Source organism: Campylobacter sp. Cr9 (assembly GCF_020138295.1).
Taxonomy (GTDB): domain Bacteria; phylum Campylobacterota; class Campylobacteria; order Campylobacterales; family Campylobacteraceae; genus Campylobacter_E.
The window spans coordinates 44732-71463 of record NZ_JACGBH010000002.1; the positions used below are offsets into that span (position 1 = coordinate 44732).

General features: G+C 27.1%; 28 protein-coding genes. 17 read left to right on the forward strand and 11 right to left on the reverse strand.

Annotated elements, in window-relative coordinates; genetic code table 11:
* Nucleotides 1–206 precede the first annotated feature (206 nt).
* Together AVANS14531_RS01550 and AVANS14531_RS01555 are read right to left on the reverse strand one after the other, a co-directional pair.
* Entirely contained in the window at nt 207–740 is a 534-nt protein-coding gene (locus AVANS14531_RS01550) for a hypothetical protein (protein ID WP_336611064.1), read from the reverse strand.
* A gap of 79 nt (nt 741–819) precedes the next feature.
* Nucleotides 820–1464, reverse strand: coding sequence for a thiol:disulfide interchange protein DsbA/DsbL (locus AVANS14531_RS01555; protein ID WP_239816833.1), 645 nt, complete (start codon nt 1462–1464; stop codon nt 820–822).
* A gap of 122 nt (nt 1465–1586) precedes the next feature.
* On the opposite strand from AVANS14531_RS01555, the gene AVANS14531_RS01560 reads away from it, so the two are divergent.
* From AVANS14531_RS01560 to AVANS14531_RS01640, 17 genes are all read left to right on the forward strand, one after another.
* Nucleotides 1587–2156: a YceI family protein gene (locus tag AVANS14531_RS01560; RefSeq protein ID WP_336611065.1), complete on the forward strand. Its 570-nt coding sequence runs from the start codon at nt 1587–1589 to the stop codon at nt 2154–2156.
* Between the two features lie 50 nt (nt 2157–2206).
* Entirely contained in the window at nt 2207–4144 is a 1938-nt protein-coding gene (gene abc-f / locus AVANS14531_RS01565) for a ribosomal protection-like ABC-F family protein (RefSeq protein ID WP_336611066.1), read from the forward strand.
* The gene (locus AVANS14531_RS01570) at nt 4131–5318 is read left to right on the forward strand and encodes a M48 family metallopeptidase (RefSeq protein WP_336611067.1); all 1188 of its coding nucleotides are present in this window, start codon (nt 4131–4133) and stop codon (nt 5316–5318) included. The genes abc-f and AVANS14531_RS01570 overlap by 14 nt, the downstream gene beginning before the upstream one ends.
* Nucleotides 5302–6105 (forward strand): HemK/PrmC family methyltransferase, encoded by an 804-nt coding sequence (locus AVANS14531_RS01575; protein ID WP_336611068.1) that lies wholly within the window; start codon nt 5302–5304, stop codon nt 6103–6105. The genes AVANS14531_RS01570 and AVANS14531_RS01575 overlap by 17 nt, the downstream gene beginning before the upstream one ends.
* Complete coding sequence (locus AVANS14531_RS01580; protein ID WP_336611069.1) at nt 6092–6529, forward strand: DUF4149 domain-containing protein; 438 nt, start codon at nt 6092–6094, stop codon at nt 6527–6529. The genes AVANS14531_RS01575 and AVANS14531_RS01580 overlap by 14 nt, the downstream gene beginning before the upstream one ends.
* 33 nt (nt 6530–6562) lie before the next feature.
* Nucleotides 6563–6943 (forward strand): hypothetical protein, encoded by a 381-nt coding sequence (locus AVANS14531_RS01585; RefSeq protein ID WP_336611070.1) that lies wholly within the window; start codon nt 6563–6565, stop codon nt 6941–6943.
* A 146-nt stretch (nt 6944–7089) separates the two neighbouring features.
* Nucleotides 7090–7908, forward strand: coding sequence for a substrate-binding domain-containing protein (locus AVANS14531_RS01590; RefSeq protein WP_336611071.1), 819 nt, complete (start codon nt 7090–7092; stop codon nt 7906–7908).
* On the forward strand, nt 7901–8731 hold the full coding sequence (gene pstC, locus AVANS14531_RS01595; RefSeq protein WP_336611072.1) for a phosphate ABC transporter permease subunit PstC: 831 nt from the start codon (nt 7901–7903) through the stop codon (nt 8729–8731). The genes AVANS14531_RS01590 and pstC overlap by 8 nt, the downstream gene beginning before the upstream one ends.
* The gene (locus AVANS14531_RS01600; RefSeq protein ID WP_336611073.1) at nt 8718–9509 is read left to right on the forward strand and encodes an ABC transporter permease subunit; all 792 of its coding nucleotides are present in this window, start codon (nt 8718–8720) and stop codon (nt 9507–9509) included. Before pstC ends, AVANS14531_RS01600 begins: the two co-directional genes overlap by 14 nt.
* Nucleotides 9506–10255, forward strand: coding sequence for a phosphate ABC transporter ATP-binding protein PstB (pstB, locus tag AVANS14531_RS01605; protein ID WP_336611074.1), 750 nt, complete (start codon nt 9506–9508; stop codon nt 10253–10255). Before AVANS14531_RS01600 ends, pstB begins: the two co-directional genes overlap by 4 nt.
* Nucleotides 10239–10925, forward strand: coding sequence for a response regulator transcription factor (locus AVANS14531_RS01610; protein WP_336611075.1), 687 nt, complete (start codon nt 10239–10241; stop codon nt 10923–10925). The genes pstB and AVANS14531_RS01610 overlap by 17 nt, the downstream gene beginning before the upstream one ends.
* 84 nt (nt 10926–11009) lie before the next feature.
* The gene (gene accB, locus AVANS14531_RS01615; protein ID WP_239816826.1) at nt 11010–11459 is read left to right on the forward strand and encodes an acetyl-CoA carboxylase biotin carboxyl carrier protein; all 450 of its coding nucleotides are present in this window, start codon (nt 11010–11012) and stop codon (nt 11457–11459) included.
* 10 nt (nt 11460–11469) lie between these two features.
* Complete coding sequence (locus tag AVANS14531_RS01620; protein ID WP_239816825.1) at nt 11470–12804, forward strand: acetyl-CoA carboxylase biotin carboxylase subunit; 1335 nt, start codon at nt 11470–11472, stop codon at nt 12802–12804.
* A gap of 43 nt (nt 12805–12847) precedes the next feature.
* Nucleotides 12848–14155 carry an MATE family efflux transporter gene (locus AVANS14531_RS01625; RefSeq protein WP_336611076.1) on the forward strand — a complete coding sequence of 436 codons (1308 nt, stop codon included), beginning with the start codon at nt 12848–12850 and terminating at the stop codon, nt 14153–14155.
* Nucleotides 14156–14765: 610 nt separating this feature from the next.
* Nucleotides 14766–15791: a hypothetical protein gene (locus AVANS14531_RS01630; RefSeq protein ID WP_336611077.1), complete on the forward strand. Its 1026-nt coding sequence runs from the start codon at nt 14766–14768 to the stop codon at nt 15789–15791.
* 183 nt (nt 15792–15974) lie between these two features.
* Complete coding sequence (locus AVANS14531_RS01635) at nt 15975–16121, forward strand: hypothetical protein (protein ID WP_336611078.1); 147 nt, start codon at nt 15975–15977, stop codon at nt 16119–16121.
* Complete coding sequence (locus AVANS14531_RS01640) at nt 16118–16786, forward strand: hypothetical protein (RefSeq protein ID WP_336611079.1); 669 nt, start codon at nt 16118–16120, stop codon at nt 16784–16786. The genes AVANS14531_RS01635 and AVANS14531_RS01640 overlap by 4 nt, the downstream gene beginning before the upstream one ends.
* Before the next feature lie 45 nt (nt 16787–16831).
* Here AVANS14531_RS01640 and AVANS14531_RS01645 read toward each other — a convergent pair whose 3' ends face one another.
* The 9 genes from AVANS14531_RS01645 to AVANS14531_RS01685 form a co-directional block, all read right to left on the reverse strand.
* Nucleotides 16832–17101, reverse strand: a complete 270-nt coding sequence (locus AVANS14531_RS01645; protein WP_239816821.1) for a FlhB-like flagellar biosynthesis protein — start codon at nt 17099–17101, stop codon at nt 16832–16834.
* Nucleotides 17098–19071 (reverse strand): hypothetical protein, encoded by a 1974-nt coding sequence (locus tag AVANS14531_RS01650; RefSeq protein ID WP_239816820.1) that lies wholly within the window; start codon nt 19069–19071, stop codon nt 17098–17100. The genes AVANS14531_RS01645 and AVANS14531_RS01650 overlap by 4 nt, the downstream gene beginning before the upstream one ends.
* Nucleotides 19064–20260: an MFS transporter gene (locus AVANS14531_RS01655; protein ID WP_336611080.1), complete on the reverse strand. Its 1197-nt coding sequence runs from the start codon at nt 20258–20260 to the stop codon at nt 19064–19066. The genes AVANS14531_RS01650 and AVANS14531_RS01655 overlap by 8 nt, the downstream gene beginning before the upstream one ends.
* On the reverse strand, nt 20253–20669 hold the full coding sequence (locus AVANS14531_RS01660; protein ID WP_239816818.1) for a hypothetical protein: 417 nt from the start codon (nt 20667–20669) through the stop codon (nt 20253–20255). The genes AVANS14531_RS01655 and AVANS14531_RS01660 overlap by 8 nt, the downstream gene beginning before the upstream one ends.
* Nucleotides 20662–21102 (reverse strand): copper resistance protein CopD, encoded by a 441-nt coding sequence (locus tag AVANS14531_RS01665; RefSeq protein WP_239816817.1) that lies wholly within the window; start codon nt 21100–21102, stop codon nt 20662–20664. Before AVANS14531_RS01665 ends, AVANS14531_RS01660 begins: the two co-directional genes overlap by 8 nt.
* A 121-nt stretch (nt 21103–21223) precedes the next feature.
* On the reverse strand, nt 21224–23776 hold the full coding sequence (locus tag AVANS14531_RS01670; RefSeq protein ID WP_336611081.1) for a bifunctional aconitate hydratase 2/2-methylisocitrate dehydratase: 2553 nt from the start codon (nt 23774–23776) through the stop codon (nt 21224–21226).
* Between the two features lie 60 nt (nt 23777–23836).
* The gene (locus tag AVANS14531_RS01675; RefSeq protein ID WP_336611082.1) at nt 23837–25687 is read right to left on the reverse strand and encodes a primosomal protein N'; all 1851 of its coding nucleotides are present in this window, start codon (nt 25685–25687) and stop codon (nt 23837–23839) included.
* Nucleotides 25687–26271 (reverse strand): type II secretion system protein, encoded by a 585-nt coding sequence (locus tag AVANS14531_RS01680; protein ID WP_336611083.1) that lies wholly within the window; start codon nt 26269–26271, stop codon nt 25687–25689. Before AVANS14531_RS01680 ends, AVANS14531_RS01675 begins: the two co-directional genes overlap by 1 nt.
* 1 nt (nt 26272) lies before the next feature.
* The gene (locus AVANS14531_RS01685; protein WP_336611084.1) at nt 26273–26731 is read right to left on the reverse strand and encodes a prepilin-type N-terminal cleavage/methylation domain-containing protein; all 459 of its coding nucleotides are present in this window, start codon (nt 26729–26731) and stop codon (nt 26273–26275) included.
* Between the last annotated feature and the right edge of the window lies 1 nt (nt 26732).

Consider the following 26732-nt stretch of genomic DNA (forward strand, 5'->3'; position numbering starts at 1 on the left):
TTTCTTAATTCAATAATTTGAATTAAGAAATTTATTTTTTATATACTTTTAAATTCCTATTTTAAATTCTTCTTTTTTTAATTAAAACCATCTTTTTTAGTGCTTTATATTTATGTAAATTTAGGAATTTGAATTAGGAATTAAGGCTTTAAATTTAATATATATAGTAAAAGCTAATTCCTATTTTAAATTCTTTAAAAATAAGCTTATTTTCTATCTTGCTTATAGTATATTTCGTTTATTTGATTATCTTGCAGTTTTATTGCTATATCAACTGGATTTTTATAAATAATATCTTGAAAATACAGTATATTATTTTTTTCATTTTTTCTAAATCCATATTCTTTTAGATATTTAAGAATTTCATCGTTATTTTTATCTAGCAACATAGCATTGAGTTCTTTTGTGGTAACTTCATTTATTATGCAATATTTTTGATTTTCAAAGCAAGTTTTATCAGCATTTATAATTTTTGCTATTAAGTCATTTGGCTCTTTTATAAAATATTCATAGTATTTATAAGCAGAAACTAAAGCTAAAATTATTAAAAAATATTTATTAAATTTAATTTCATCTAATCTTTTTTTTAAACTTCCATAAGCAGTAGAAAGCAAAATCGCAGATACAAAATAATAAGCAAAATCAAAGCCCATAAAAAGCTCAATCAAGCCAACAACTACGCATAACCAAGATAAATAATAAGATAAATATTGTAAAAGTTTTATAAGTTTATATTTCATTTCGCTCTTTCTTTAATTCAAATACCAAAATCACAAGAATTTGAATTAGGAATTATTTAGGATTTACCTTAGTAAATCCTTATTTTAGTTTTGAAAGTTCTTCAATTATATCAATTAAATCTTGTGGAGATTTTGCGTGAGCTAAATTGATTACATATTTTCCATTAACGATGAAAGCTGGAGTTCCATAAGTATTAGCTATTTCATCAGCTGCATCATTTACGCTTGCTAAATACTTTCCTTCTGGGCTTTCTATGAATTTTTCTAGTTTTTTCTTTGAGATTTCAAGTAGGGTTAAACCTGCTTTATAAAATTCATCAGGGTTATTATTCCAAGTATTTTTATTTTTAAATAAATCTATAAAATAAGCACTTGCTAATTTGTGGTGTAAGCTATTTTTATCAACTAAACTTAATTTATTTTTTTCATCTTGATATTTTGCATAGTTTAATAAATTAGCCATTTCTTTACCAAATTGTCCCCAAGATTTAACCATTAAAGACTTGATTTCAAGATTAGGTAATTTTTCGCTAATTAATCCTAGAGTATTGTAGTTATGGTGTAGATAACAATGCGAGCATTGATAAGACCAAACTTCAGTTAAAGAATTATTAGAATTTGAAATAGGATTTTCAAGCACATTGTATTCAACACCTTCGCTTAGAGCAAATAGGTTTGAGCTTAATATTAAAGCAAAAGTTATTGTTTTTAATTTTTTAAACATTTTTTCTCCTTAAAAAAATTGCATTAATATATAAGATTTAAATTAATAAAAATTTATTCCAAATGATAATGATTAACATAATTTAGTATAATTTCATCGCATTTTAAAAAAAAGGATTAAAAATGAAAAAGTTATTTTCTTCAATTATCGTAACAGCGATTTTAAGTTCAGGTGCTTATGCAATTAATATTGATGAAGCTAGTGTTAAGGCACATTTCGTTGGCTTTAAAATGGCTAAAAAACTAGGTGTTCCTGGTGTTATTGATGATGCTAAATTTGAATTTGGTAAAACAAGTGGTTCGGTTGTAGATATTTTAAACGAAGTTAAAGCTAGTTTAGATTTTGCTAATGAAAATACAAAAGATAAGGTTCGTGAAAATAATATCCATAGAACATACATTGCAAATCTTAAAAATAGCAAAATTGAAGCAAGTTTAAAAGACGCAAAAGGTGATGAGACAAATGGAAGTGTAACAGGAGTTATTACTTTTAATGATGTTACAAAAGAAATTCCTATGACTTATAGTGTTGCTGATGGTAAATTAGTTGTAAAAGGCGAAATCAATATGAGAACAGATTTTAATACTGAAGATGCTTATATTGCACTTTCAACAGATAAGCAAATCGCAGCACTTCATGGCAAAAAGACTTGGGAAGAAGTTGAAATTTATTTTGATGTAGATGTTAAATAATCTTTAAAGGCTAGAATACTAGCCTTTAACTTACTTTAAGGATTATTTAATTGATTTTAATTGATTGTATTGATATAAGTAAAAATTACGGCGAAAAAGTTATTTTAAAAAATGTAAATTTTAGTATAAATGATGGCGAAAAAATCGCAATTATAGGTAAAAACGGGCAAGGCAAATCTACATTTTTAAAAATAATTACAAAAGAAATTGAACCAGATAATGGCAGAATACTTATAAATTCTAGCATTAGCTTTTCTATGCTTTCTCAAAGTATTAATAATGATTTGGATTTAAGTGTTGATGAATATATTAAGCTTGAATTAGGCGATATTTTTAATGCCCTAAAAGAATATAATGAAATAAATGAAAAGCTTGCAACTAAGCCAGATGATAAAGAATTGCTTAAAAACCAGCAAATTTTATTTGAATTAATTGAGAGCAAAGATGCTTGGAGTATTGATAGTAAGATTACAAGAGCTTTAAAAGAATTTGAATTAGGAAGTTTTTTAAATAGAAGTTTAGCGTCTTTAAGTGGTGGAGAGCAAAGAAGATTAAGTCTTGCTTGTATGTTGCTTAAATCTCCTGATGTTTTAATACTTGATGAACCTACGAATCACTTAGATGTAACAATGTGTAAATACCTTGAAGATATGTTAAAAGCTAGTAAAAAAAGCGTTATATTTATAAGCCATGATAGATATTTTATAGATAATGTGGCTAGTAAATGCGTAGAAATTGAAGATGGAGTTTTAAGAGAATTTATGGGTGGATATAGCGATTATTTAAAGGCAAAAGCAAGGCTACTTGAGAGCCTAAATAAAAGCTATGAAACCTTAGTAAAACAGCTAAAAAGCGAAGAAGAATGGCTGCGTCGTGGAGTAAAAGCTAGACTTAAGCGAAACGAAGGAAGAAAAGAGCGTATTTTCAAAATGCGTGAAGAGGCTAAGAAAAATCCTAGTATTTTAAATAGGCTAAGAGTTGAGCTTGCCCGTGCAAGTGATATAAAATCAAATCCACTCATAGCAAATAAGAAAAAAATGCTTTTTGAATTACACGATATTAGCCTAACATTAGGCGAAAAGTTATTGTTTAAGCCATTTAATGCAAGGATTTTGCAAGGTGAAAAAATAGCAATTGTTGGTAAAAATGGCTGTGGAAAATCAAGCTTTTTACAAATCTTACTTGAAAAATTACGCCCTAGTGGTGGGTTTATCAAAAAAGGTGAGATAAATATAGGATATTTTGATCAGAAAAAAAGCGATTTAAATGATGATGAAACTTTGATTGAATATTTTTGTCCAAATGGCGGAGATACTATCAATGTAAAGGGCTCTAATATGCATGTATATGGATATTTAAAGCATTTTTTATTTCCAAAAGAGCAATTAACTTATAAAATCGGCTCACTTAGTGGTGGCGAAAAAAGCAGGGTGGCTTTAGCAAAACTCTTTACAAAAGATTATGAAGTGTTAATTTTAGATGAGCCTACGAATGATTTAGATATAGCTACAATTAATATTTTAGAGCAATATTTGATGGATTTTAAAGGGGCTTTAATATTTGTAAGTCATGATAGATATTTTACGGATAGACTTGCTACTAAGCTTTTTGCGTTTTCAAATCAAGAAATTAATATAGAAACCATGAAATTTAGCGAATTATTAGAATTAAATGATGAATTAAACGAGCTAAATGAAGAAATAGAAAACGATAAAATAAAGCCAAAAGAAGTTGAACGCAAAAAAAGCATAAAATTAAGCTATAAACAAAATAAGATTTTAGAAGAACACCCAAGTAAAATTGAAGAAATTGAAAAAGAGATTAAATTATTAAACGAATATTTAAGCGACCCAGCCAAATATGAAAAATACGGCATATTAACATTAAATGAAAGGCTTGAGAATTTGAATTCGGAATTAGAGCTTTTAGAAAATGAATATTTTGAAGTTTTAGAACTTGCACAGGAGTTAGAAAATGCTAATAATTAGTATCATTAGTCTTGTTTTTATAATTGAAACATTACTTAAATTACTTGAGATAAATCATATTAAAACCAAAACAAATAAAGGTTTTTTAAGTGATGAGCAATTTGTAGAGTTTAAAAATATTGCGATAGTTGAACATAAGTTTTCAATTCTTAATAATTTTTTAGCTTTAGTTTTAAATTGCGTGTTTATATTAGTGCTATTTAAGGTATTAAAAGTTCATTTTGAGCCTAATTCATTGCTAGATAATACTATTTTAGTATTGCTATATTTTGTGATTAATTCTTGCATTCTAACTTGTGTAGATTTTTATAAAACTATGGTTGTAGATACCAAGCATGGCTTTAATAAAAAAACACCTTTTATGTATTTTAAAGACCTTTTAAAATCACTAATTTTATTAGTAATTATAGGTGGAGCTTTAGTTTATATTTTGCTTTTTGCAATTGCTAAATTAGGCGAGTTTTGGTGGATAGGTGGCTTTGCGATATTATTTATTTTTAGTCTTTTAGCTATGGTTGTTTATCCTAATTTTATCGTGCCTATGTTTAATAAATTAAGTCCTATTGAAGGCGAGTTAAAGGACAATATTCAAGCGTTATTAAATGATTGCGGCTTTAAAAGCAATGGAGTATTTAGCATGGATGCAAGCAAAAATGATACAAGGCTAAATGCTTATTTTGCTGGTATGTTTGGAGCAAAAAAGGTAGTTCTTTATGATACTTTAATTAATGCTATGAATAAAAATGAATTATTAGCTGTTTTAGCGCATGAATTAGGACATTTTAAAAATAAAGATATTTTAAAAATGCTTTTTATAAGTGGATTAAATCTTTTAATAACTTTTGCAATTTTTGGATATTTTTCAAGTTTTTTTGAAAATCAGTTCAATTTAGAAGGCTTTGTTTCTAGCTCATTATTTGCCTTTATTATGGTAGCTTCAGCAATATCTTTTGTTCTAAGTCCTATTTTAAATTCTATTTCAAGAAAGAATGAATTTAATGCAGATAAACACGGAGCTTTAAAAACAAGTAAAAGCGATATGATAAATGCTTTAAAAGTATTAGCAATTCACAATAAAGCCTTACTAGATCATAACGCTATTTATGAAGCTATATATAAAACTCATCCAAGTTTAAGTAAAAGAATAAGCGCTCTAAATGATAGTAACTTTTAATGAATTAAAAAGCTTAGTTGGAGATTTAATTGCTAAGCAAATCATTATGGAGTATTTTTCATTTTCATTGCTTGAATACTCGCTTGCAAGGTCAAATACTATAAGCGAAAATGATAGAAAAAACTTAATAAATATTGCAAATTTATATTTAAACAATATGCCTTTGCAATATATTTTCAAAAAAACCTATATAAAAGATTTGGAATTTTTATGCGAAAACGGAGTGCTAATTCCAAGGTGTGATACAGAAATTTTAATTGATTTAGCGATTAATTATATAAAAGAACATAATGTAAAAAATGCTTATGAAATAGGCTTTGGTAGTGGAATTGTTAGTATATGTTTAAAGCTTTTTACAAATATTAATATAAAAGCTTGTGATATAAATAAAAAGGCTTTAGAGCTAGCTTGTAAAAATGCTAAAAAACATAATGTAGATTGTGATTTTCATCTAGCAGATTTTAATAGCTTATCATTTAAAAACTATGAATTAGTGGTATCAAATCCACCTTATATTAGCACAGATTATGCTTTAGATGAATATGTAAAAAAAGAGCCAAAAACAGCACTTTATGGCGGTAAAAAAGGCTATGAATTATTATTTAAAATTATTAAAAAATGTTATTTAGAAAATGTAAAATGCTTAATATGTGAGTTTGGATACGATCAAAAAGAAGTTTTGAGAGAGTATTTAAAAGAATATAATTTTAAAGCTAGTTTTTACAAAGATTTAAATGGATTTGATAGAGTGTTTATAGCAGAAAGGTTAGATTATGAGAAAAATTAATGATTTTTTATTAGCAGGAATAATTTTTATTGAAATTTTTATAGGAATTATAGTTGCTCCTATTATATTTTTTCCAAGTGAAATTATAGGAGATGGGATTTTAAGTCATTTAGAGAGTGGCTTGCTAATGACTCAAGTATTTGTAAAATTTAATTATTTGTTACTTTTTGTAAGCTTTTTTAATATTTTTTATGAAATTTTTACAAATAAATTAGCTAGTTTTAGAGTGTTTTTGAGCTTTTTAATAGTAATTTTGGCTTTAATTTTTGTTTTTTATTACACGCAAAATGTTTTAAATATGCAAGAATTAGGCATAACTAATAGCGATGAGTTTAATGCAAACCACAAACAAAGTGAAGTATTATTTAAAGTAATGGTAGTTTTACAATTTATTTTATTCTTTACTAAGAAAAAAGAAAAATAATGTATAATCGGCAAAATTTAAAAGGAGTTTAGCATGCAAATTAATAGTAGTATTCAAAGCAATGTGTTAATGGCTCAAAATAAACCTATTCAAAAAGTTGAAGATACTTCAGCAGAGCAAGTAAATGAGAAAAAAATAGGTGAAGAAAAATTAGGTGAGAAAAAATATCAAGAAATTTCAAATTTACAAGATGATATGATTTCAAAAGCCATGAATAATGCTAATAAATCTGATTTAAAAGAAGGCTTAGTAAAAATTGAAGATAGCTTAAAAACTGCAACAAATAATGACAGAATGAAAAGCGAAGATTTTTCTAAGTTAAATGCTGATTTTTTAAAACAAAACGAAGAAAGTTTTAAAAACGCACAACAAGTTAGCTTAAATCAAAGTCAATTAGCTTCATTACTAGCTTAATCTAAAGGGCTTTTAGCCCTTTGTAATTCCTATTTCAAATTCTTTTAATTTAATTTATAAAATTTACATAAAATTTACATATTTTTGAAAATAACTTTTCAACTCACATTTATACTTTTAACGCTATTAAAAAATAAGGAGAAAAAATGAGAAAAATAGCGTTTTTAAGTTTAGTTGCAAGTTGCTTACTTGCAAATCCTATTAATGCGATTACAAGAGAAGAAGGTTCGGGAACTAGAAGTGTATTTGTGGAACTTTTTGATATTTCAAAAGAAATTAAGGGCAAAAAAGTTGATAACATTAGTCCAAAAATAGCTGTAACAAATTCAACTGGAGTAGTGATAACAAGTGTTAAAAATGATAAATTTGCATTAGGTTATATATCTTTAGGTGCTTTAAATGAAGATTTAAAAGCGCTTAATATAGATAATGTAAAGCCTAATATTGAAAATATAAAAAATAATTCTTACAAAATTTCAAGAGATTTTAATTTAGCAATTATTAAGCAATCTGATTTGATTAATGATTTTTTTGAGTATTTAAAATCAAATGAAGCTAACAAAATCATAAGTGATTTAAAATATATACCTTTAGAAAGCAAAGAATTTAAGAGCAAGCAATTAAGTGGAGAACTTATAATTCAAGGTTCAAGCTCAATATCTGCTTTAATGCAAAAATTAGCAAATGCTTATATGCAAATTAATAAAAATGCAAAAATAAAAGTATTAACAAGCGATTCATCAATGGGAATTAGTTCAATAATTAATAATATAGCAGATATTGCGATGGTTTCTAGAGATTTAAAACAAAGCGAATTAGAAAAGGGTCTTAAATCTATGGTTTTAGCAAAAGATGCAATAGTTATTATTGTAAATAAAGAAAATCCTTTAAATAATCTTTCAAGCAAAAATATAAAAGATATTTATGAAGGCAAAATCATAAATTATAAGGATTTAAGTGAGTAAAAATATATTTTTAGGCTTAGCACTAGCACTACTTTTAGTGCTAGGTAGTATTTGTTTATTTTTATTTATCGGTGCTTTTGATGCTTTTAAAAATATAGGAGTTTTTGAATTTTTATTTAGCAAGGATTATTATCCAAGTCAAGAAATTTTTGGTGTTTTTTCTATGCTTGTTAATACACTTTTAATAAGTTTTTTAAGTCTTTTATTAGCTAGTATTATAGGTGGGTTTTGCTCTATTTATATGGTATTTTTTGCTAAAGCTAAAATTAAAAGCATTTTTACTTTTATACTATCTATTTTATCAATGATTCCTTCGGTTCTTTATGGATTTTTTGCACTAGTTGTAATTGTTCCATTTATAGCAAGTATTAGCAATACATCAGGTAAGGGGTTTTTAAGCGCTTTAATAATTCTTAGTATTATGATTTTACCAACTATTATTTTATTATTTTCTAGTTATTTAGATGCTGTAAATAAGGATTATTTTAAAGCTTCTTTAGCTTTAGGTTTATCAAGACAAAAATCAATAATTATTATGTTAAGAGCAGGTTTTAGCGGTATCTTAACAGCTTTAGTTTTGGCATTAGCAAGAGCTTTAGGAGAGGCTATGGCAGTAGTTATGGTTGCTGGAAATCAAGTTCAAATTCCAAGCACAATCCTAGAAGGCTTTAGAACTTTAAGCGCTAATATAGTTTTAGAAATGGGATATGCTGCAAATTTACATAAAAGCGCCTTGATTGCAAGTGGTTTTGTATTATTTATGATGATACTTTTAATTAATGTTTTTATAACTTTTTTAAAGGATAAAAATGTCAAAAATTAATACTTTTAAAATTTTAATGTATAGCTTTAGTTTTTTTGTAGCAGCAATTTTTGTGAGTATTTTTGCTTTTGTATTAATAAATGGCTTATCTCATATAAATTTAAAAATGTTTGATTTAAGTAGTGAAGAAAGCGTGGTAATTTCAATTATTAATACAATAAATATAATTATTTCTAGCATATTTTTAGCAGGAATTTTTGGTATAGGTGGTAGTGTATATTTAGCATTTTATACCAAACAAAATAGCTTGTTTTACAAGATGATTTCGCTAAGCTCAAATACTTTAGCTGCAATTCCATCAATAGTTTATGGGCTTTTTGGTTATTTAGCTTTTGTGATTTTTTGTGGTTTTAAGATTAGTTTTATATCAGGAACTCTAACTTTAAGCATTATGTGTATGCCAATTATTTTATCTAATACACTTGAAGCTATTAAATCAGTAGATATTACATATCAAAAAGTAGCTTATGCACTAGGTGCTTCAAAATTAAGAGTGGTGTATTTGGTTTTATTTATAGCTAAAAAAGAAATAATTTCAGGATTAATTTTATCTATTGCTAAGGTAATAAGCGAAAGTGCTGCATTAATTTATACCTTTGGAACATTAAATGAAATTGCTAGTTTAAATAGTAGTGGCAGAACTTTAAGTGTTCATTTGTATGTATTAGCAAGTGAAGGATTATATTTAGATAGTGCTTATGCAAGTAGTTTTATTTTAATGATATTTATTTTTATTATTTGTTTTATTATTAATTATTTACTTAGGAGAATTAAATGAATTGTTTTGAAATATCAAATATGAATTTGTATTATAAAGATTTTTTAGCATTAAAAGACATTAATTTAAGCTTTGCTAAAAATAAAGTTCATGCTTTAATCGGACCTAGTGGTTGTGGAAAGTCTAGCTTTTTAAGCACATTAAATAAAATGGTAGATTTAATTGAATATGCAAAAATCACAGGAGAGATTAGATATGAAGATAAAGATATTTATAAAGATTACGATACTAATTCATTAAGAAAGGAAGTAGGGCTTATATTTCAAAAACCAAATCCATTTTTAATGAGTATATACGAAAATATAACTTTTGCTCCAAAGTCTTATGGAATTAAAAATAAAAATGATTTAGATGAAATTGTAGAAAATTCTTTAAAAAAAGCCGCTTTATTTGATGAGCTAAAAGATAGATTAAAACAAAATGCAAGCTCTTTAAGTGGTGGTCAGCAACAAAGATTATGTATAGCAAGAGCTTTAGCTATTTCTCCTAAAGTATTATTAATGGATGAGCCAACTTCAGCACTTGATCCAATAGGCGTTGCAAAGATTGAAGAGCTTATACAAGAATTAAAACAAAACCATACAATAATAATAGTTACTCATAATATGCAGCAAGCTGCAAGAATATCAGATACTACTTCATTTTTTTTAAATAAAGAAGTAGTAGAATCGGATAATACTTATAATATTTTTAATAATGCAAAAGATACAAGAACTAAGGATTATATAAATGGTAAATTCGGTTAAGATTTTTGTATTAGAAGATGATTTAAATATAAATGAATTAATTAATTATGCTTTAAAATCAAACGAATTTGAAGTAAGATGCTTTTATGAAGCTTCTAAATTATATGAAGCATTAGAAAAAGAAATATGCGATATTTTAGTTCTTGATATAATGCTTCCTTATGAAGATGGTTTTAGTGTTTTAAAAAATCTTAAGGCTAGTCATAAAACAAAAAATATTCAAATATTATTATTGAGTGCTTTAGATAATGAATTAGATAAGGTAAAAGGACTTGATTTAGGTGCAAGTGATTATATTACAAAGCCATTTTCAATTTTAGAATTTTTAGCAAGAATTAAAAATATTTTAAGATATTCTAAGAAAAATAAAAATTTAATACTATTAAACAAATTAAGCGTAGATTTAGATGCTAGATTAGTAAAGCTTGATGATGAAGTTATTAATTTAACATTGAAAGAATATGAATTATTATTGCTTTTTATACAAAATCTTAATCAATGTTTTAGTAAAGATAGCTTATTTGAATTGATTTGGGGTGGGATTTATTCAAGTAGAACTATTGATATTCATATAAATACTTTAAGAACCAAGCTTAAAGAATATGGCAAATGTATCAAAACGATACATAAAATGGGTTATAAGTTTGAAAATCCAAAGAATTTGAATTAGGAATTGAAATTAATAATGTTTTATATTTTATTTTTGTTATATTTAAATGACTAGAATTGCTAGAATTTTATATCAGGAGAAAAAATGAAAAGAGAAGAAATAAAAGAATTAATAGATATGTTTGCACAAGCAAATATAGGTAAAATCAAAATCAAAGAAGGGGATTTTGAAATAAGCCTAGAAAAGCAAGGAACTGTTGTTGAATGTGCTCCAATTCCTGCAGCTATGCCACATGCAGCACCTGCTCCAATAAATGTAAATGTAGTAAATGAAGCTCAACCGGTTAAAAATTCACACCCAACAATTACAAGCCCAATGGTAGGAACTTTCTATCAAGCACCAAGTCCAGGGGCAGCACCATTTGTAAAAGTTGGTCAAACAGTAAGAAAAGGCGATACTATTTGCATTATTGAAGCAATGAAGATTATGAATGAAATTGAAGCTGAGTTTGATTGCAAGATTGTAAGTGCATTAGTAGAAGATGGACAACCTGTGGAGTTTGGAACAGAATTATTTGCAGTTGAAAAACTATAAGTAGGTAATTATGAGAGAAATTAAAAAAATATTAATTGCAAATCGTGGTGAAATAGCCCTAAGAGCTATTAGAACGATTAAAGAAATGGGAAAAGAAGCGATTTGTATATATTCAAGTGCCGATAAAGATGCTTTATACTTAAAATATTGCGATGCAAGTATTTGCGTTGGTGGTCCAAAGTCAAGCGAAAGTTATTTAAATATTCCATCAATTATAAGTGCTGCAGAATTATGTGGTGCAGATGCGATTTTCCCAGGTTATGGATTTTTAAGTGAAAATCAAAATTTCGTTGAGATTTGTGAGCGTCATAATATTAAGTTCATTGGTCCAAGCGTAGAAGCTATGAATACAATGAGTGATAAAAGTAAAGCTAAGCAAGTTATGAAAAGAGCAGGTGTTCCTGTAATTCCTGGTAGTGATGGAGCTATAAAAGATGTTAATATGGCAAAAGAACTAGCAGAAGAAATGGGCTATCCTGTTATTTTAAAAGCTGCTGCAGGTGGTGGTGGCCGTGGTATGCGTGTGGTTGAAAAGGCTGCAGATTTAGAAAAAGCATATTGGTCAGCAGAAAGCGAAGCAACAAGTGCATTTGGTGATGGAAGAATGTATATAGAAAAATATATCAAAAACCCACGCCATATAGAAGTGCAAATCATAGGAGATAGCTTTGGTAATGTTATTCATGTAGGAGAGCGTGATTGCTCTATGCAAAGAAGACATCAAAAGCTAATAGAAGAAAGTCCTGCGAAGATTTTAACTCCTGAAACAAGAGCGAAATTACTTGAAACTGCAGTAAGAGCTGCAAAAGCGATAGGATATGAAGGTGCCGGAACATTTGAGTTCTTATTAGATGATTATCAAAACTTTTATTTCATAGAAATGAATACAAGACTTCAAGTTGAGCACTGCGTAAGTGAAATGTGTAGTGGTGAAGATATAATCCGCCATATGATAAATGTAGCAGAAGGAAAAGCTCTACCTAAACAAGAAGAAATAAGCTTTAAAGGTCATTCAATTGAGTGCAGAATTACAGCAGAAGACCCTAAGACATTTACTCCTTGTCCTGGAAAAATCACAAGATATTCAGCTCCAGGTGGTGCAAACGTAAGAATGGAAAGCCATATTTATCAAGATTATTCAGTTCCGCCGTTTTATGATAGTATGATTGGTAAGCTTGTAGTTTGGGCTCCAACTAGAGAAATGGCAATTCATAAAATGAAATGTGCTTTACAAGAATTAATTGTAGGTGGAATTAAAACTACAAAAGATTTTCATATTTCTATGATGGAAAATCCTGATTTTATTAATAATAAATTTGATACAAACTATTTATCAAGAAGATAATTCCTAAATGAAATTCTTTAAGAATTTCATTTAGCTAAATAACATGAAAGAAATCAATTTTTTTAAATTATCTTTAAATATCTACTTAGAAATGCTGCTAAGATTTAGCTCGGTAGTTATAAATACTATTATGATTAGCAGATACAATGTATTTTTAATAGGAGCTATGAGTAGTGCGAATCAAATCTTTATAATAGCTACTACGATTTTTTCATTTTTATCAATTGGCTCTAGCGTATTAATCTCTCAAGCACTAGGAGCAAATAACAAAAATCTAGCAATAAAATCAGCTCATATAAGCTTATCTTTTAATGTGATTTTAGGAATATTTATATTTTTTATAATTCATTTTTTTGATTTTAAAATGCTTAAATTACTCAATGTTCCTGATGAGATTTTCAACTATTCTTTGATTTATTTACAAACTATTGCTTATGTAATCTTGCTTGATTGCGTAAATATAGCATTATCATCGGTAATTAGAACTTATGCAAAAGCAAAAGAGCTTATGATAGTTTCACTTGTGATGAATGCTGTTAATATAATTTTTAATGCGATATTTTTATATAAATATGATTTAGGATTATTTGGCGTTGGGATTTCAAGTATTATTTCAAGAATTGTTTGTCTTATTATGCTTGTTTATATTTATTTTAAGATTGCAAAATTACGCATATACTTTAAGTTATTTTTCAATATTAATAAAGATATTTTTAAAAAGATTTTAACGATAGGTGGCTTTAGTGCTGGTGAAAACCTACTTTGGTCGGCTCAATATATGGTGGTTTTTGCTTTTGTTGGCTTGCTTGGAAAAGACGCAATGAGTATTCAGAGCATATTTTTTCAGATTTCAATGTTTATTTTTACAACTAGTTCGGCTTTAAGTGTTGCAAATGAGATAATCATAGGAAGATTAGTAGGGGCAAAAGAATACGAAAAAGCGTATAAACATAGCTTTGTAATTTTAAAAATAGCAATAATTTTAAGCTTTATTTTTGCTAGTTTTGTGTTTGTATTTCAAGATTATATTTTTAAAGCACTTGATTTAAATGATGATTTGATTAAGATTATTAAGCCACTTTTCATTATTTCTTTTGTTTTAGAGACCTCAAGGGCTATGAATATCGTTATGGTAAATTCGCTTAGAGCGAGCAGTGATGCTGCATATCCGTTTTATATGGGAATTATTTTTATGTGGGGAGTTAGTGTTCCTTTGGCTTATATTTTAGGAATACATTTTGGCTTTGCAATGGTTGGGATTTGGAGTGCCTTTGTAGCTGATGAGTTTTTGCGTGGGCTTGCAAATACATATCGTTGGAAGAGTAAAAAATGGCAGAATAAAACAAGCTAAATAAGGATTAGAACTTGCAAAAAGAACAAATTATATACAATATTTAAAGCTTTGTTTTTATTAAAATATATTATTGTTTTTATGTTTTTTACGATAATTTTAAGTCTTTCAATAGGTGGTTTTATAGCATTTATTGCTTTTGTTTTACCAATTTTGCTTGTAATTCTTTATTTCCCAACTTATGCCACTTATAATAAGAAAAATTGTATGCTATGATGAATATTTTGAAATAATTAGGATTTTTAGAAAGACAAGGGTGAATTACGCTGATTTATATAAATATTATTTTGTAAGTTGTAGAAAAGTTTTTAAATAAAGATTTGTATTTATGTTATAACTATGTAAAATTTGTTACTATTATTAATTGCTCTATATTTAATCCAAATGAGTTGGAAAAATTTTTAGAATTATTAAACAATAAAGGTATTAATGAAGAAATTTCAGACATTGATGATAGCTTATTTTATAGTCTTTTTGCTTTAATCAAGAAAGCTAATTCCTATTTCAAATTCTTTTAAAAATTACTAGAATTTGAAATAGGAATTTAAATATTAAAATTGATAATTATTTTATTAAATGCTATGATACGAAAAACATTTAAGGTTATAGTATGAAAAACACATTAGAAATCTTAAAAATACTTTTTAAGATTTTTATAATAATTGAAATAATGATTGCTATTGGCTCAGTTTTTGCAGGTGTAATTTTTAGCATTGGCTCAGATGTAAATGTGATTTATTCAATTCTTTTTTTCTTTTTTGCAGCTAATGGTTTTATTTGTGAAAATTTAAGTCAAATAATAATTTTATTTTACAAAGGACTTATACTTTATCCACTAATATATCTTAAAGTTTTTATAATCATATTTTTTATAATATTTTTCTTTAAATTAAGAAAAAGATTTAACAATAAAATAGCTTTTAAATATAGCATAATACCTATGATAATAATATTTGTTTTATGTAGTTATTTTTTAAAAGTTGTTCCTGATTATTCAAGTAAAACTCATGAAAGAATAGTAACTCTAAGTGATTATAAAAAATATCAGCAAGGCTATTGCTTAAAAGAAGATAGGGTATTACCTAAAGATGAGCTTTATAAAAGAGTGGTGATTGATCACTTTGTAAAACAACAAGAATACAAAAAGATATATACGAAAATACGTTATAACGAAACTTGTGAGTGTGGATACTATATACACAAAGATATTAATTTAGCTAATTACAAAGATTACTTAAGAAAAAATGTTTATTCTAAAGAATATGTTAATTATAAAGAATTAGAACCGGTTGATTATACTAAATATATAGTAGTTAAAAATAATATAGCAGGATTTACTAAGCCTATTATCTCCTTTGATAAAGGTGTTATTTTTTATACAGATATAGCTTTTGATTTTCAAGATTATACATATGGAATTTATAAATTATTTCTTCTTGATGAATTTGATGAGCGTGAAGATAAAGAAAAAGAGTATAAATATAGACTTAGAGTTTTTAATCATGAGTTTTTATCATACGAAGCTGATATAAAGAAAAAACGTAGTTATAGACGTAAATTTGATAATTGTGGTTATTCAAACCTAAACCCAGAAAAACAAGCAAAAGAAAGCTTAGAAGAAATAAACTTTAAATAAAAGGAGAAAGCATGGCAAATTTTAGATTAGATTTAAATGGTGGTTTTATAAATATTAGAATTATATAGACAAAAATAAATCTCATAACAAAGTAATTATAAAACTTCTAATTCCTATTTTAAATTCCTTAAAAAATTATAATAATTTGAAATAGGAATTTAGGTTAATATAAAAAAAGTTTTTATGGTGGTAAGATATCTTGGATTTTACTTTAAAGCTAAGAATAAAACATATAAAGCAGTCATTATAAATCTAATAGATGATAATATAAGGGGTGATTTTTCGCAATTACAGCTTATAGAAGAAAAGTTTAATAAGGAGAAAGTTTGAGCGAATATTTAACTTCTAGTAATTTTACGCCTTTATTTTATTTAAAAGATAAAAACGCTTATATTACTAGTTTAGTTCATTCTAGCGCTTTGTTTATTTGCTTTTGTGTTTTTATGTATATTGGCAATTTTTCCATGAAAGTTTCTAGTATTAATTTATTTATTATTGCTGCATATTTTGATGAGCGATATTTACATTATAAGTTTAAAAAACCTAATATTTTATATTTTCATAAGGATTTTATAGATTTTGTTAATCATAGTTGTAGGCAAAGAGATGAGCTTAATGAAGAAGAAAAAACAATATATTTAAAAAATGCTAAAATCTATAAAACCTGCCTTAATATTCAAAGCAAACAACAATTATATAAATTAAATAATTTTTTAAGTATATTTTATATTTTTATAAGTGTTTGTAATTTTATACTTTTAGTGTTTTTTAAAAATATTTATAAAATTTTTACTTTAAATTATCAAAGATTTTATGATACTTTACTAATAGAAGATGATGAGAATATTATTTGTATTTATACGGATAAATCTAACTATTCGCTTTTGTATGAATATTTTTTAAATAATTTTAATATTGATATAACAAAGCTTGATGTTAAAATCAAGCCCTTTTTCTTTCATTCGCATTTGGTTTATAAATACACTAAAAGCTAAGCTTATGAAAGCTATTTAAAATTCAAATTCCTATTTCAAATTCTTTTAATTTTCTTCCATTTTTTTTGACATTCTATAAATAAATGAAAAAATTTCGGCTACTGCTTTATACATAGCAGGTGGGATTTCTTCTCCTAATTCAAGCTTACTTAAAACTTCGCATAATTCTTCATCTTCTTTAATTGGTATTCCGTTTTCATTTGCTAGTTTTATAATGCGCTCGGCTATTTCGCCACTACCTGTTGCCATTACTTTTGGGGCGTTGTTTTTTTCTTTGTTATAGCCTAAGGCTAGAGCTTTTTTAATTTTATTCATATTTTTTTATCAAATCCTATATTCATTTTATATTCTTCTTCATATTTATTTTCTCTAAGTTTGCTAATGAAAAAATTAGAAACTATCAAATCCGCTTTTCTTAAGTCCTTTTTAAACATTTTTGCATGATTTATCAAAGTTTGCCTAAAAACATCATTTTCTATCATCATATTTATATCTAAATATTTATCTTTATTTAGCCCAAGCATTATATTTAAAGAGCCTAATTTTTTAAATTTTAATTTAATTTGAGCGTAAAATCTATCTTCACTATCACTTCTAAAACTGATATTTGATTCATCTAAATCATCAATAGAGTAGGGCAAATAAGTATTAACTTCGTTATTTGCTACTGAGATTATTTGGTTTAATTCAATTTGATTTAATAGTTTTTGACTCATTTCATAAGCTACTTTATTATCCTTTGCTAAAGCCATTTTGCTAGTTTGAAGCAAAATCGCCTTTGCATCATTTGATACGGCTTTGCTTATATGCTCGTTATTTCTAGGGCTTATGTTATCCATATCTTTTTTTGCTTGATTTAGATGAGTTTTTAATCCTTTTAGCTCGTTTGTGCTTACATAATTTTTAAAACTTTCTTCGTTTTTTAGGTTTGCACTAAGTAATCTTGTAAGGTTTTCAATTTTGTTTTGTAGGCTTAGATTTTCTGCGTTTAATACATTGCTTATAATTTGATTTTGATTTATTACTTGCTTGATTTCTGGATTTGAAATTAGCTTTAATTCTTCTTTAATATCTTGAGATTTTGTGATTTCTTGCAATGCTTTTAAATCATTTTTAATCTCATCATTTGTTTTTATAATAGGCTTTTCGCTTGTTTTTATCTCTTCTTTATTTTGTGGTAGTTTGATTTGCTCTTTAATATCTTCTTTTGTGATTGTATTTGTTTTATTTTCTTGAGTTTTATTTAAGGTATTTTCTTGTTTTATTTCTACTTTTTCATTTAGGTTTTTATTAATATCGCTTAATTTATTAAAGATTTCGTGATTGTTTTTAAGAATTTCTTTGATATTTTCAAGCTTATTTAAGATATTGTTTTCCCCATTTGGCTTTTTATAATTATTATGCATATTTGCTGGGTTATTTACTAATTCTTTCGCTATGTTTTTAATATCTTGCAAACTTGATTTTAGGCTTGCTAGTTTTGGTAATATTGTTTTTAATTTATCATTTTTTACTTCTATGTTTATGAGATTTTTTATTTCGTTATTGATTTTGCTCTCTAGCTTATTCGCTACTTCTATTAGCTTTAATGGTTCATTGTTTTTTTGCAAATACGCTCTTGCATTTTTTAATAATTCAAATGTTTTTATAATAGAATTATTAGTATTTGTGCCTTTATTTTCTAGTTTTTCATTTATAAAATTTTCAAGTTTTAAAAGTGATTCTTTAGCGTCCATTTTCTCTTGTCCAAGCTTAAAAATCTCACTTTTTAACTCGCTTGTTTTAATGTTTTTCATAAAAGAAATTAGCCTAAAGAAGCTTTGTGGCAATACTTGTTCGTTTAGATTAGCCCTTAATTTACTTTCTAAAAAAATACCAGAATTATTCAAGGCTTGAAACAATGCTTTTGAATCTTGCATTTTGGTATTTAATAAATTATCAAGCTTTTTTACAAAAACTTCTAAATCTTTATCCTTGCTAAGTATTGATTTTAATTCCTTTAAATCTTCGGCTATATTTTTAGAAATATTAATGTTTTTTGCATTTTCACCTAATTGATTTAAATCTTTACTAGCTTTTATGCTATCTAGTAATTTATTTACAATTTTTTTAATGCCAAGCTCAAGAGTTTCGTCTTCGCTTATAGCTTCGTTTATTAAAGAACTTCCTTCTTTTATGGGTTCTTTTATATCTTTAGTATTATTTGGTTTTAGGTTTGCACCTTGTTGCTTTAGTCCTAAGTCGCTATTTACTAAAGAATTTAAAGTAGTGTTGATATTATTCATCGTTGCCTAAATGAACGAACTGGCTAGGTTTTTGTTCGTATTCAATTCTATTTGTTGCATCTATTTTTGGCTGAGTTAGTGTAAAAACACCTAAGCCAAATAATAAGATGATATAAACTAAAATATAAGCATTTGCACCAAAAGTATTAATCGCATATCCTAAAATTATAGGAGATACAACAGAGCTTGATACATAAGCAAACATTAGCGTTCTTCCTATTTCAAGTATTTGTGAGCTTTCTTTTGCTCTATCGCTTGCTCTTGCAAGTGCTAATGCGTAAATGCAAAAAAGCCCCATTCCAAGAAAAAAGCAAAAAATAAAAATAGCTATTTTATTGCTAGCTAAAAAATATAAACCAACACTAGAAACAAAAGCAAGGCTTACACAAAATAAAATAGCAATTTTTCTTCCATAAACATCAGATAATCTACCCATAAATAACTGAGCTATAAATCCACCAAGCATAGCAGTAAAAATAAGCAATGAGATATCTTGAATATTATAATTTAGGGCTAGAAAATATGTTTGCGACATAGAAAAGAACCCATTCATTAAAAATCCACCAACAAAAGCAGCTATAAAAGCTAATTTTGATACATTGAAAATATTTGGAACGCTAATTTTTTTCCTTTCTTTTAGTTTTGGCTGCTTTATTTTTAATAAATTAAGTGGCAAAGAACATAATAAAATAACCAAAACCGCAATTATAAAAACATTATTATAACTAGGCTTTAAATACATTAATAATACACCTATGGCAAAGCCTGAATAAAATACTATTTCATAAATTGATAGCATTCTTGAACGGATTTCGTTTTTTGATTTTTGATTTATCCATGATTCAATGATAATTAATAATGTATAGTATGAAAATCCTATGATAAATCTTAAGATTGCCCATAAATATATATCTTTAATAACTATATGAAGTATGGTTGCGATTGCAAATAATGAAGTAAAAAAACCAAAACTTCTAATATGTCCTACTTTTTGAATTAAAGTATGAGATGCAAAAGTGCTAATTAATGCTCCTAAATATATGCAAGAACTAATTAAGCCTATGTAAAAATCGTTATAACCTAATTCTTTTAATAATATAGGATTAGTGCTAAGCAAAAACGAGTTGCCTACAAATAATAAAAGTGAAGCAAATAATAAAGCCTTTAAAGAATTTATAGTTTTAACCATTTTTAGCCTTTAGTATCGTAATGCTTAATAATATTAATATTGAGCTTACAAAAAATGCACTAACATGAAAAAGATTATTCTTAATTAAAATTCCAGTTAGAATTATAAAAATAATATATGCAAAAATTTTATATAAATTTATAAACACATTAAAATGCTTTAAATGTTTTAAGCTTTCTTTTATGCCTTTTTTTGGTAGTTCAATTTCTAAAGGATTATATAAAAAAAATCTTGGCATACAAGCTATTTGAAACTTTGGTAAAGATTTTTTTAGTTTTATATAGCTAATTAATGGTATTAAAGTATTTGCAAAAAATGCTAGTTGAATGCTAAAAAACGCGCTCAAACTAGCAAATATCAAGCATAAAATTGCATCTAAGATTATTAAAGAAATAAGAAATTTATACATAAAACATAAGCTTTGCACAAAGCACAATTAATATTGCTAAAGTTAAAGCTAATGGATGAATGATTTTATTTAAAGGGTTTGGTTTTTTAAGAATAAATTTATAACTTAAACTAAGTGCAACCATGATAAAAATCAAACAAGCAAAGAAAACTTTTAGCATAAAAATTTGTTGAAAGGTAGTATCAAAATATCCGATTTGACTACCAACCCATTTACTCATCATCATTCCGCCTGTAAGTAGCAATAATAGCACACAAATAGGCATGATTTTAATAGCTTTTTTAGTAATTACTTCCTGAACTTCAGTTCTTAATTCCTGTTTTAAATTCTTTTTAGCTTTACTAAAAATAACAACATCAAAAAACAAATAACCAACAAAAATAATCGCACAAAAAACATGAATAATAAGTGCAAATGGATATAAACTTTCCATATTTTTCCTTTCGTAATTTTTAAATGAGATTATATTTGTCTTTTTTGTTTGTTTTATTGATTTGGCTTAATTATTATAAAAGTTTATTAATAATTATTCTAGGGCATTAAGCCCTAGAGTATTAATCTACTTTAAAGTTTTCAATTTCGTTAAAGTTTAGATATTTGTAGATATTTGCTTTTTTACTATCGTTTAATTTATCATTTACAAGCTCAAGATATTCGCTTGGATTTGGTAAGCGTCCTAAGATAGCACAAACAGCACCAAGCTCAGCACTTCCTAAATAAACTTTAGCTCCTATTCCCATTCTGTTATCAAAGTTTCTTGTGCTTGTACTAAACACAATTGCTCCATCATTTACACGAGCTTGATTACCCATACATAAGCTACAACCAGGAACTTCAATTCTAGCACCTGCAGCACCATAGATTGAGTAATATCCTTCATTTGTTAGTTGAGCTTTGTCCATTTTTGTTGGAGGTGCTATCCAAAGGCGAGTTTTAAGCATACCTTTACCTTTTATAATCTCACCTAAAGCTCTATAATGTCCTATATTTGTCATACAAGAACCTATAAATATCTCATCAATATTCTTAGGGCGATTACTATCAGCTAAAACTTCGCTTAAAGTTGCAACATCATCAGGATCATTAGGGCATGCTAAAATAGGCTCTTTTACTTGATTTAAGTCTATTTCAAAGATATGCTCATACTCTGCATCTTTATCAGCTCTTAATAAAGTAGGGTTGTTAAGCCATTCTTGCATTCTTGCCTTTCTTCTTAAAAGCGTATTTTTATCATTATAACCTGCTTCAACCATTGCATCAATTAAGCTTATATTTGATTTTAAGTATTCAGCAATGCTTTCTTTACTAAGATTAACACAACAAGCTGCTGCACTTCTTTCAGCACTTGCATCGCTTAATTCAAATGCTTGTTCTACTTTTAGATTTTCAAGTCCTTCAATTTCTAAGATTTTACCTGCAAAAATATTCTTTTTGCCTTTCTTCTCAACCGTTAAATAACCTTCTTTAATCGCTACATAAGGGATTAGATTTACTAAATCTCTAAGAGTTACTCCAGGTTGTAACTCACCTTTAAAGCGAACTAAAATGCTCTCAGGCACGTTAAGTGGCATAGCCCCTGTAACAGCAGCAAATGCTACTAGACCACTTCCAGCTGGAAAGCTTATTCCTATTGGAAATCTTGTATGTGAATCAGCACCAGTTCCAACCTCATCAGGCATAGCAAAGCGATTTAACCAACTATGAATAACACCATCACCAGGCTTAAGTGATACCCCACCTCTTGAGCTCATAAAACTAGGTAGAGTTTGATGAGTATTTACATCGCTTGATTTTGGATAAGCTGCAGTATGGCAGAAGCTTTGCATAACAAAATCAGCATTAAATCCTAAGCTTGCAAGTTCTTTTATCTCGTCTCTTGTCATTGGTCCTGTTGTATCTTGTGAGCCAACGGTAGTTGTTTTTGGCTCAATATACATTCCAGGAACAACTCCATCTAAGCCGCAAGCACGACCTAACATTTTTTGAGCTAAGGTATAACCTTTAACTTTAACTTCAGGTTGAGCTGGTTTTTTAAATATTTCTTCTTTTGGCATTCTTAAAACTTCTCTAGCTTTAGCACATAATCCACGACCTACAATTAGTGGGATTCTACCACCTGCACGAACTTCATCTAAAAGTGTATTTGGTGTAAGCTCAAAAGTAGAAATTACCTTTCCTTCTTTTCTTATTTCGCCTTTTTCGATATCTATTATAAATTTATCACCCATTTCAAGGCTTGTTACATCACAAACAATAGGTAAAGCTCCACTATCTTGAGCAGTATTAAAGAAAATCGGAGCAATAGTTTGACCTAAAATAACACCACCTGTGCGTTTATTTGGAACTCCTTTTATATCTTTACCTAAGTGCCATTGAACTGAATTTATTGCTGATTTACGGCTTGAGCCAGTTCCTACAACATCACCTACATAAGCAACTTCAACTCCTGCTTTTTTAAGTTCTGCGATTTTTTCAATACTTCCTTCTTGTCTTCTTACAAGCATTGCTTGAGCGTGTAAAGGAATATCACTTCTTGTAAATGCTTCACTAGCAGGGCTTAAATCATCGGTATTTGTTTCGCCATTTACCTTAAAGCAAACGCATTCAATTTGCTTTGCAACTTCTGCTCTTTTGATAAACCATTCAGCATTTGCCCAGCTTGTAAGAACTTTTGTAGCGTATTTATTACCATTTTTATGAAGTTCTACAACTTTATCAAAACCATCATGAACGAAAATAATATCTTCTAAAGCATTTGCAGCAAGTTCTGCTATTTCGTTGTTTTCTAATGCTTTTAACAATACTCTTACATTGTATCCACCTAGCATTGTGCTTAGCATTGAAATTGCTTCAGCTTTTGATATACAGGTGCATTTGCTTTTATCAAATAAGATTTTTTCTAAAAAATCACACTTAATTAATGCCGAATCATCAACACCAACACCAACACGATTAGCTAATAAATCTTTTAATTTTTCACTATTGCTATCGTTATTTTCTAACAACTCACATAATTTCTTAGTTTGCTCTACATTTAACGCTAGTGCAGGGACATTTAAAGCCGCACGCTCATCAACTAATTTTTGATATTCATCTAAAAATGCCATGTTAACTCCTTTAAAATTTTTAAAAATTGTAGGTTATTTAAATAATGAATTAGTATATTTTTACGAAAAATGAATAGGGTCAATATCTATTGTTACTTTTTGTAACTTTTTATAATGGCTTGCTAATTTACTTAACAAAATTTTCTTGCTTGATCTAATTAATACATAATATCTGTATTTTTTATCTATCTTTTCAATGGCGCATTTTCCATAGCCAATAATTTCGTAATCATCGTAATTTTCTTTACTATTTTTTAGATGATTTGCTAGTTCATCACATAAATTAGAAGCTTCCATTTCATTTGTTGATGATATTATTAGCCTTAATAATCTTTTAAATGGTGGGTAATTGTTTCTATATAATTTTTCATCTTCTAAGAACTCATCATAATTTGTTAGATATTTTTCAAAAAAATCTTTATTTTGAGTATTGATTAAAACTTTTGCTTTTTTGCTTCTTCCTGCACGACCTGCTACTTGAATAGCAAGTGCAAGTGTATTTTCACGAGCTTTAAAATCAGGATAGAATAAATACTCATCAAGACCTAAAATCGCACAAAATGTAACATTTTTATAATCATGTCCTTTTGAGATAAGTTGAGTTCCTACTAAAATATCTATATTTCCTAATTCAAATTCTTCTAAGATTTCTTTTAATTTTGTGTTTGAGCTTAGCTCATCGCTATCTAATTTAGCTATTCTTGCACTAGGTAGGGCGATTTTAAGATTTTCGCATAATTGTGCTGTGCCTATGATTTTACTCTCAAGCATCGTGCTACCACAATTTTCGCAAGTGTTTTTTAAATATTCTTTTTTACCACAATAATGGCACTTATAAGTTTTATTGTGTAAGCTCATTGGAACTGAACAATTAGGGCAAATTTTTCTTGTATTGCAGTCTTTGCAAACTACTTGTCTATAATTTCCACGAACTGGTAAGAAAATCATACTTTGTTCTTTTTTCTCTAAATTTTCTTCTAATAAATCTAGTAAATATGGACTTATTATTTCATTATCGCTATCAAAAAGAATTTCTTTTTCGCTTTTAAAATACGTTCCTTTAAGTCTAAACTTATTAATATTAGTATTAAAAAAACTTTGAAGACTTGGTGTTGCAGAACCTAAGACTATTTTAGCATTTGAAATACTAGCTAGATAAATGGCTAAATCTCTAGCGTTATAACAAGGATATTTTGAAGATTTATACGAATTATCGTGTTCTTCATCTACAATGATTAAGCCTAGATTAGTAAATGGTAAAAAAAGTGCTGATCTTGCTCCGATTACTAAAGGCTTATTTCCTAATTCAAATTCTATTAAATCTTTTTGTTTTTTTGCCTTAGTTATCTTGCTATGCCAAGTTATGAATGAATCTTTAAAATATACTTTCATTCTTTTTTGCATTTGCGGAGTTAGGCTAATCTCAGGCATTAAAAACAAAGCTTGTTTTCCGCTTTTTATGCATTCATCTATTAATTTTGCATATATTTCTGTTTTTCCACTGCCTGTATCTCCAAAAATTAAATTCATTTTATTTTCTTGAATACTCTTTAAGCATTGTTCTTGTTTTTCATTTAGCTCTATGTTAGTTTCGCTACAAATTTTAGTTGTGGTTTTTTCTAAATTTTTACTAAAAACAAAGCTATCAAGACATAATGAAATATTAGCAGCATAGTATCTACTCATAAAATTAGCTAATTCAATTTGAGTAGGGCTTAGGCTATCATCGTATATTTTAATAATTTCTTTTGTTTTAAATTCAGGTTTTTCACATTTAGAAATTATAACTGCTTGAACTATTTTTTTACTAAGTTCAACTTCAACTTTAGTGAATAATTTTATTTCTAAAGAGCTTTCGTAGGTTAATTCTTCTAAATTATGACCTAGGATAGCTACTTTATAAAAATACATTATATTGTTGCGGGTTCAAAGCAAGGTATTAGATTGTTAATTGAATCAATTCTACTTCTATTGCAACCATTACAAGTTGCTTTTGCGCATTCGAATTTGCCAGTTAAGCTTTTGTAAATTAAATTAAAATAAATATTACTATTAACAGAATACTTATAGATTAAATAAATTCCATCTTGAGCTCTATCACTAACGCTTGTTAGATAGTTTCCGTAATCTAATTCAGGGTCATAAGTAGCACTCCAAGGTGTGAATGTGGTGTTAGCTTTTTCTTTTAAACCAAGAAAAAACCAACCCTTATCCTCATCTCCTCTATCTAAACCATCTTTAAATAAATTTGTAAAAATTTTACTAGCATCTGCTGCTTTTTTTTCAAAATCGTTATAGCTTTCGTTTTGACCTATGATTATATTTTTAAGTAATTGATTATTAGCTTTAGAATTAATTGTATCAATTCCTGTTTTTAGGCTTGTTAATTCTGTCTTAAATCTTAAATCAAAAAATTTAGGTAAAGCAACTGCTGATAATATTCCTATTATTACAATGGCAAATATTAATTCAATCATAGTAAAAGCTTTTTTCACTTTATTTTCCTATTTTTAATTTATTACACTCACTAATATTATTACAAATTAAACTTTTATTAGTTTGTGAATATGCAAAACTTATGCTCTTTTTGTTATTAAAATAAAATGTTATAGTATTTTCTCCTGTGCCATTATTTACTGAAGTCCAACAAGGTGCATTTGATTTAGAAGAATTGCATTCTGCTAATTTATTAAACACCAAATTTTCACTATCCGTAACTACCCCGGTCTTATTTCCAAAATATATATTTTTAGGGAATTTTTTTGAACCTGTTTCATAAAGCATACTTTGAGAATATTGCTCTAAATTAGTGATGATTAAAGCGTGTTGTTCTTTTAGTTTTAAAGCATAAGCATCATCACGACCAGCGAATAATTTCGGTATTGCAACTCCTGCTAAAGTTCCTATAATTACGATTACGAAAATAATTTCTATCATACTCATAGCTTTTTTCATA

Excerpts from the sequence above, each read along its gene's own strand:
- AVANS14531_RS01550 (WP_336611064.1), bottom strand. The coding sequence starts at position 740 with ATGAAATATAAACTTATAAAACTTTTACAATATTTATCTTATTATTTA.
- AVANS14531_RS01555 (WP_239816833.1), bottom strand. The coding sequence starts at position 1,464 with ATGTTTAAAAAATTAAAAACAATAACTTTTGCTTTAATATTAAGCTCA.
- AVANS14531_RS01560 (WP_336611065.1), top strand. The coding sequence starts at position 1,587 with ATGAAAAAGTTATTTTCTTCAATTATCGTAACAGCGATTTTAAGTTCA.
- AVANS14531_RS01570 (WP_336611067.1), top strand. The coding sequence starts at position 4,131 with ATGCTAATAATTAGTATCATTAGTCTTGTTTTTATAATTGAAACATTA.
- AVANS14531_RS01575 (WP_336611068.1), top strand. The coding sequence starts at position 5,302 with ATGATAGTAACTTTTAATGAATTAAAAAGCTTAGTTGGAGATTTAATT.
- AVANS14531_RS01580 (WP_336611069.1), top strand. The coding sequence starts at position 6,092 with ATGAGAAAAATTAATGATTTTTTATTAGCAGGAATAATTTTTATTGAA.
- AVANS14531_RS01585 (WP_336611070.1), top strand. The coding sequence starts at position 6,563 with ATGCAAATTAATAGTAGTATTCAAAGCAATGTGTTAATGGCTCAAAAT.
- AVANS14531_RS01590 (WP_336611071.1), top strand. The coding sequence starts at position 7,090 with ATGAGAAAAATAGCGTTTTTAAGTTTAGTTGCAAGTTGCTTACTTGCA.
- AVANS14531_RS01600 (WP_336611073.1), top strand. The coding sequence starts at position 8,718 with ATGTCAAAAATTAATACTTTTAAAATTTTAATGTATAGCTTTAGTTTT.
- pstB (WP_336611074.1), top strand. The coding sequence starts at position 9,506 with ATGAATTGTTTTGAAATATCAAATATGAATTTGTATTATAAAGATTTT.
- AVANS14531_RS01610 (WP_336611075.1), top strand. The coding sequence starts at position 10,239 with ATGGTAAATTCGGTTAAGATTTTTGTATTAGAAGATGATTTAAATATA.
- accB (WP_239816826.1), top strand. The coding sequence starts at position 11,010 with ATGAAAAGAGAAGAAATAAAAGAATTAATAGATATGTTTGCACAAGCA.
- AVANS14531_RS01620 (WP_239816825.1), top strand. The coding sequence starts at position 11,470 with ATGAGAGAAATTAAAAAAATATTAATTGCAAATCGTGGTGAAATAGCC.
- AVANS14531_RS01625 (WP_336611076.1), top strand. The coding sequence starts at position 12,848 with ATGAAAGAAATCAATTTTTTTAAATTATCTTTAAATATCTACTTAGAA.
- AVANS14531_RS01630 (WP_336611077.1), top strand. The coding sequence starts at position 14,766 with ATGAAAAACACATTAGAAATCTTAAAAATACTTTTTAAGATTTTTATA.
- AVANS14531_RS01635 (WP_336611078.1), top strand. The coding sequence starts at position 15,975 with ATGGTGGTAAGATATCTTGGATTTTACTTTAAAGCTAAGAATAAAACA.
- AVANS14531_RS01645 (WP_239816821.1), bottom strand. The coding sequence starts at position 17,101 with ATGAATAAAATTAAAAAAGCTCTAGCCTTAGGCTATAACAAAGAAAAA.
- AVANS14531_RS01650 (WP_239816820.1), bottom strand. The coding sequence starts at position 19,071 with ATGAATAATATCAACACTACTTTAAATTCTTTAGTAAATAGCGACTTA.
- AVANS14531_RS01655 (WP_336611080.1), bottom strand. The coding sequence starts at position 20,260 with ATGGTTAAAACTATAAATTCTTTAAAGGCTTTATTATTTGCTTCACTT.
- AVANS14531_RS01660 (WP_239816818.1), bottom strand. The coding sequence starts at position 20,669 with ATGTATAAATTTCTTATTTCTTTAATAATCTTAGATGCAATTTTATGC.
- AVANS14531_RS01665 (WP_239816817.1), bottom strand. The coding sequence starts at position 21,102 with ATGGAAAGTTTATATCCATTTGCACTTATTATTCATGTTTTTTGTGCG.
- AVANS14531_RS01670 (WP_336611081.1), bottom strand. The coding sequence starts at position 23,776 with ATGGCATTTTTAGATGAATATCAAAAATTAGTTGATGAGCGTGCGGCT.
- AVANS14531_RS01675 (WP_336611082.1), bottom strand. The coding sequence starts at position 25,687 with ATGTATTTTTATAAAGTAGCTATCCTAGGTCATAATTTAGAAGAATTA.
- AVANS14531_RS01685 (WP_336611084.1), bottom strand. The coding sequence starts at position 26,731 with ATGAAAAAAGCTATGAGTATGATAGAAATTATTTTCGTAATCGTAATT.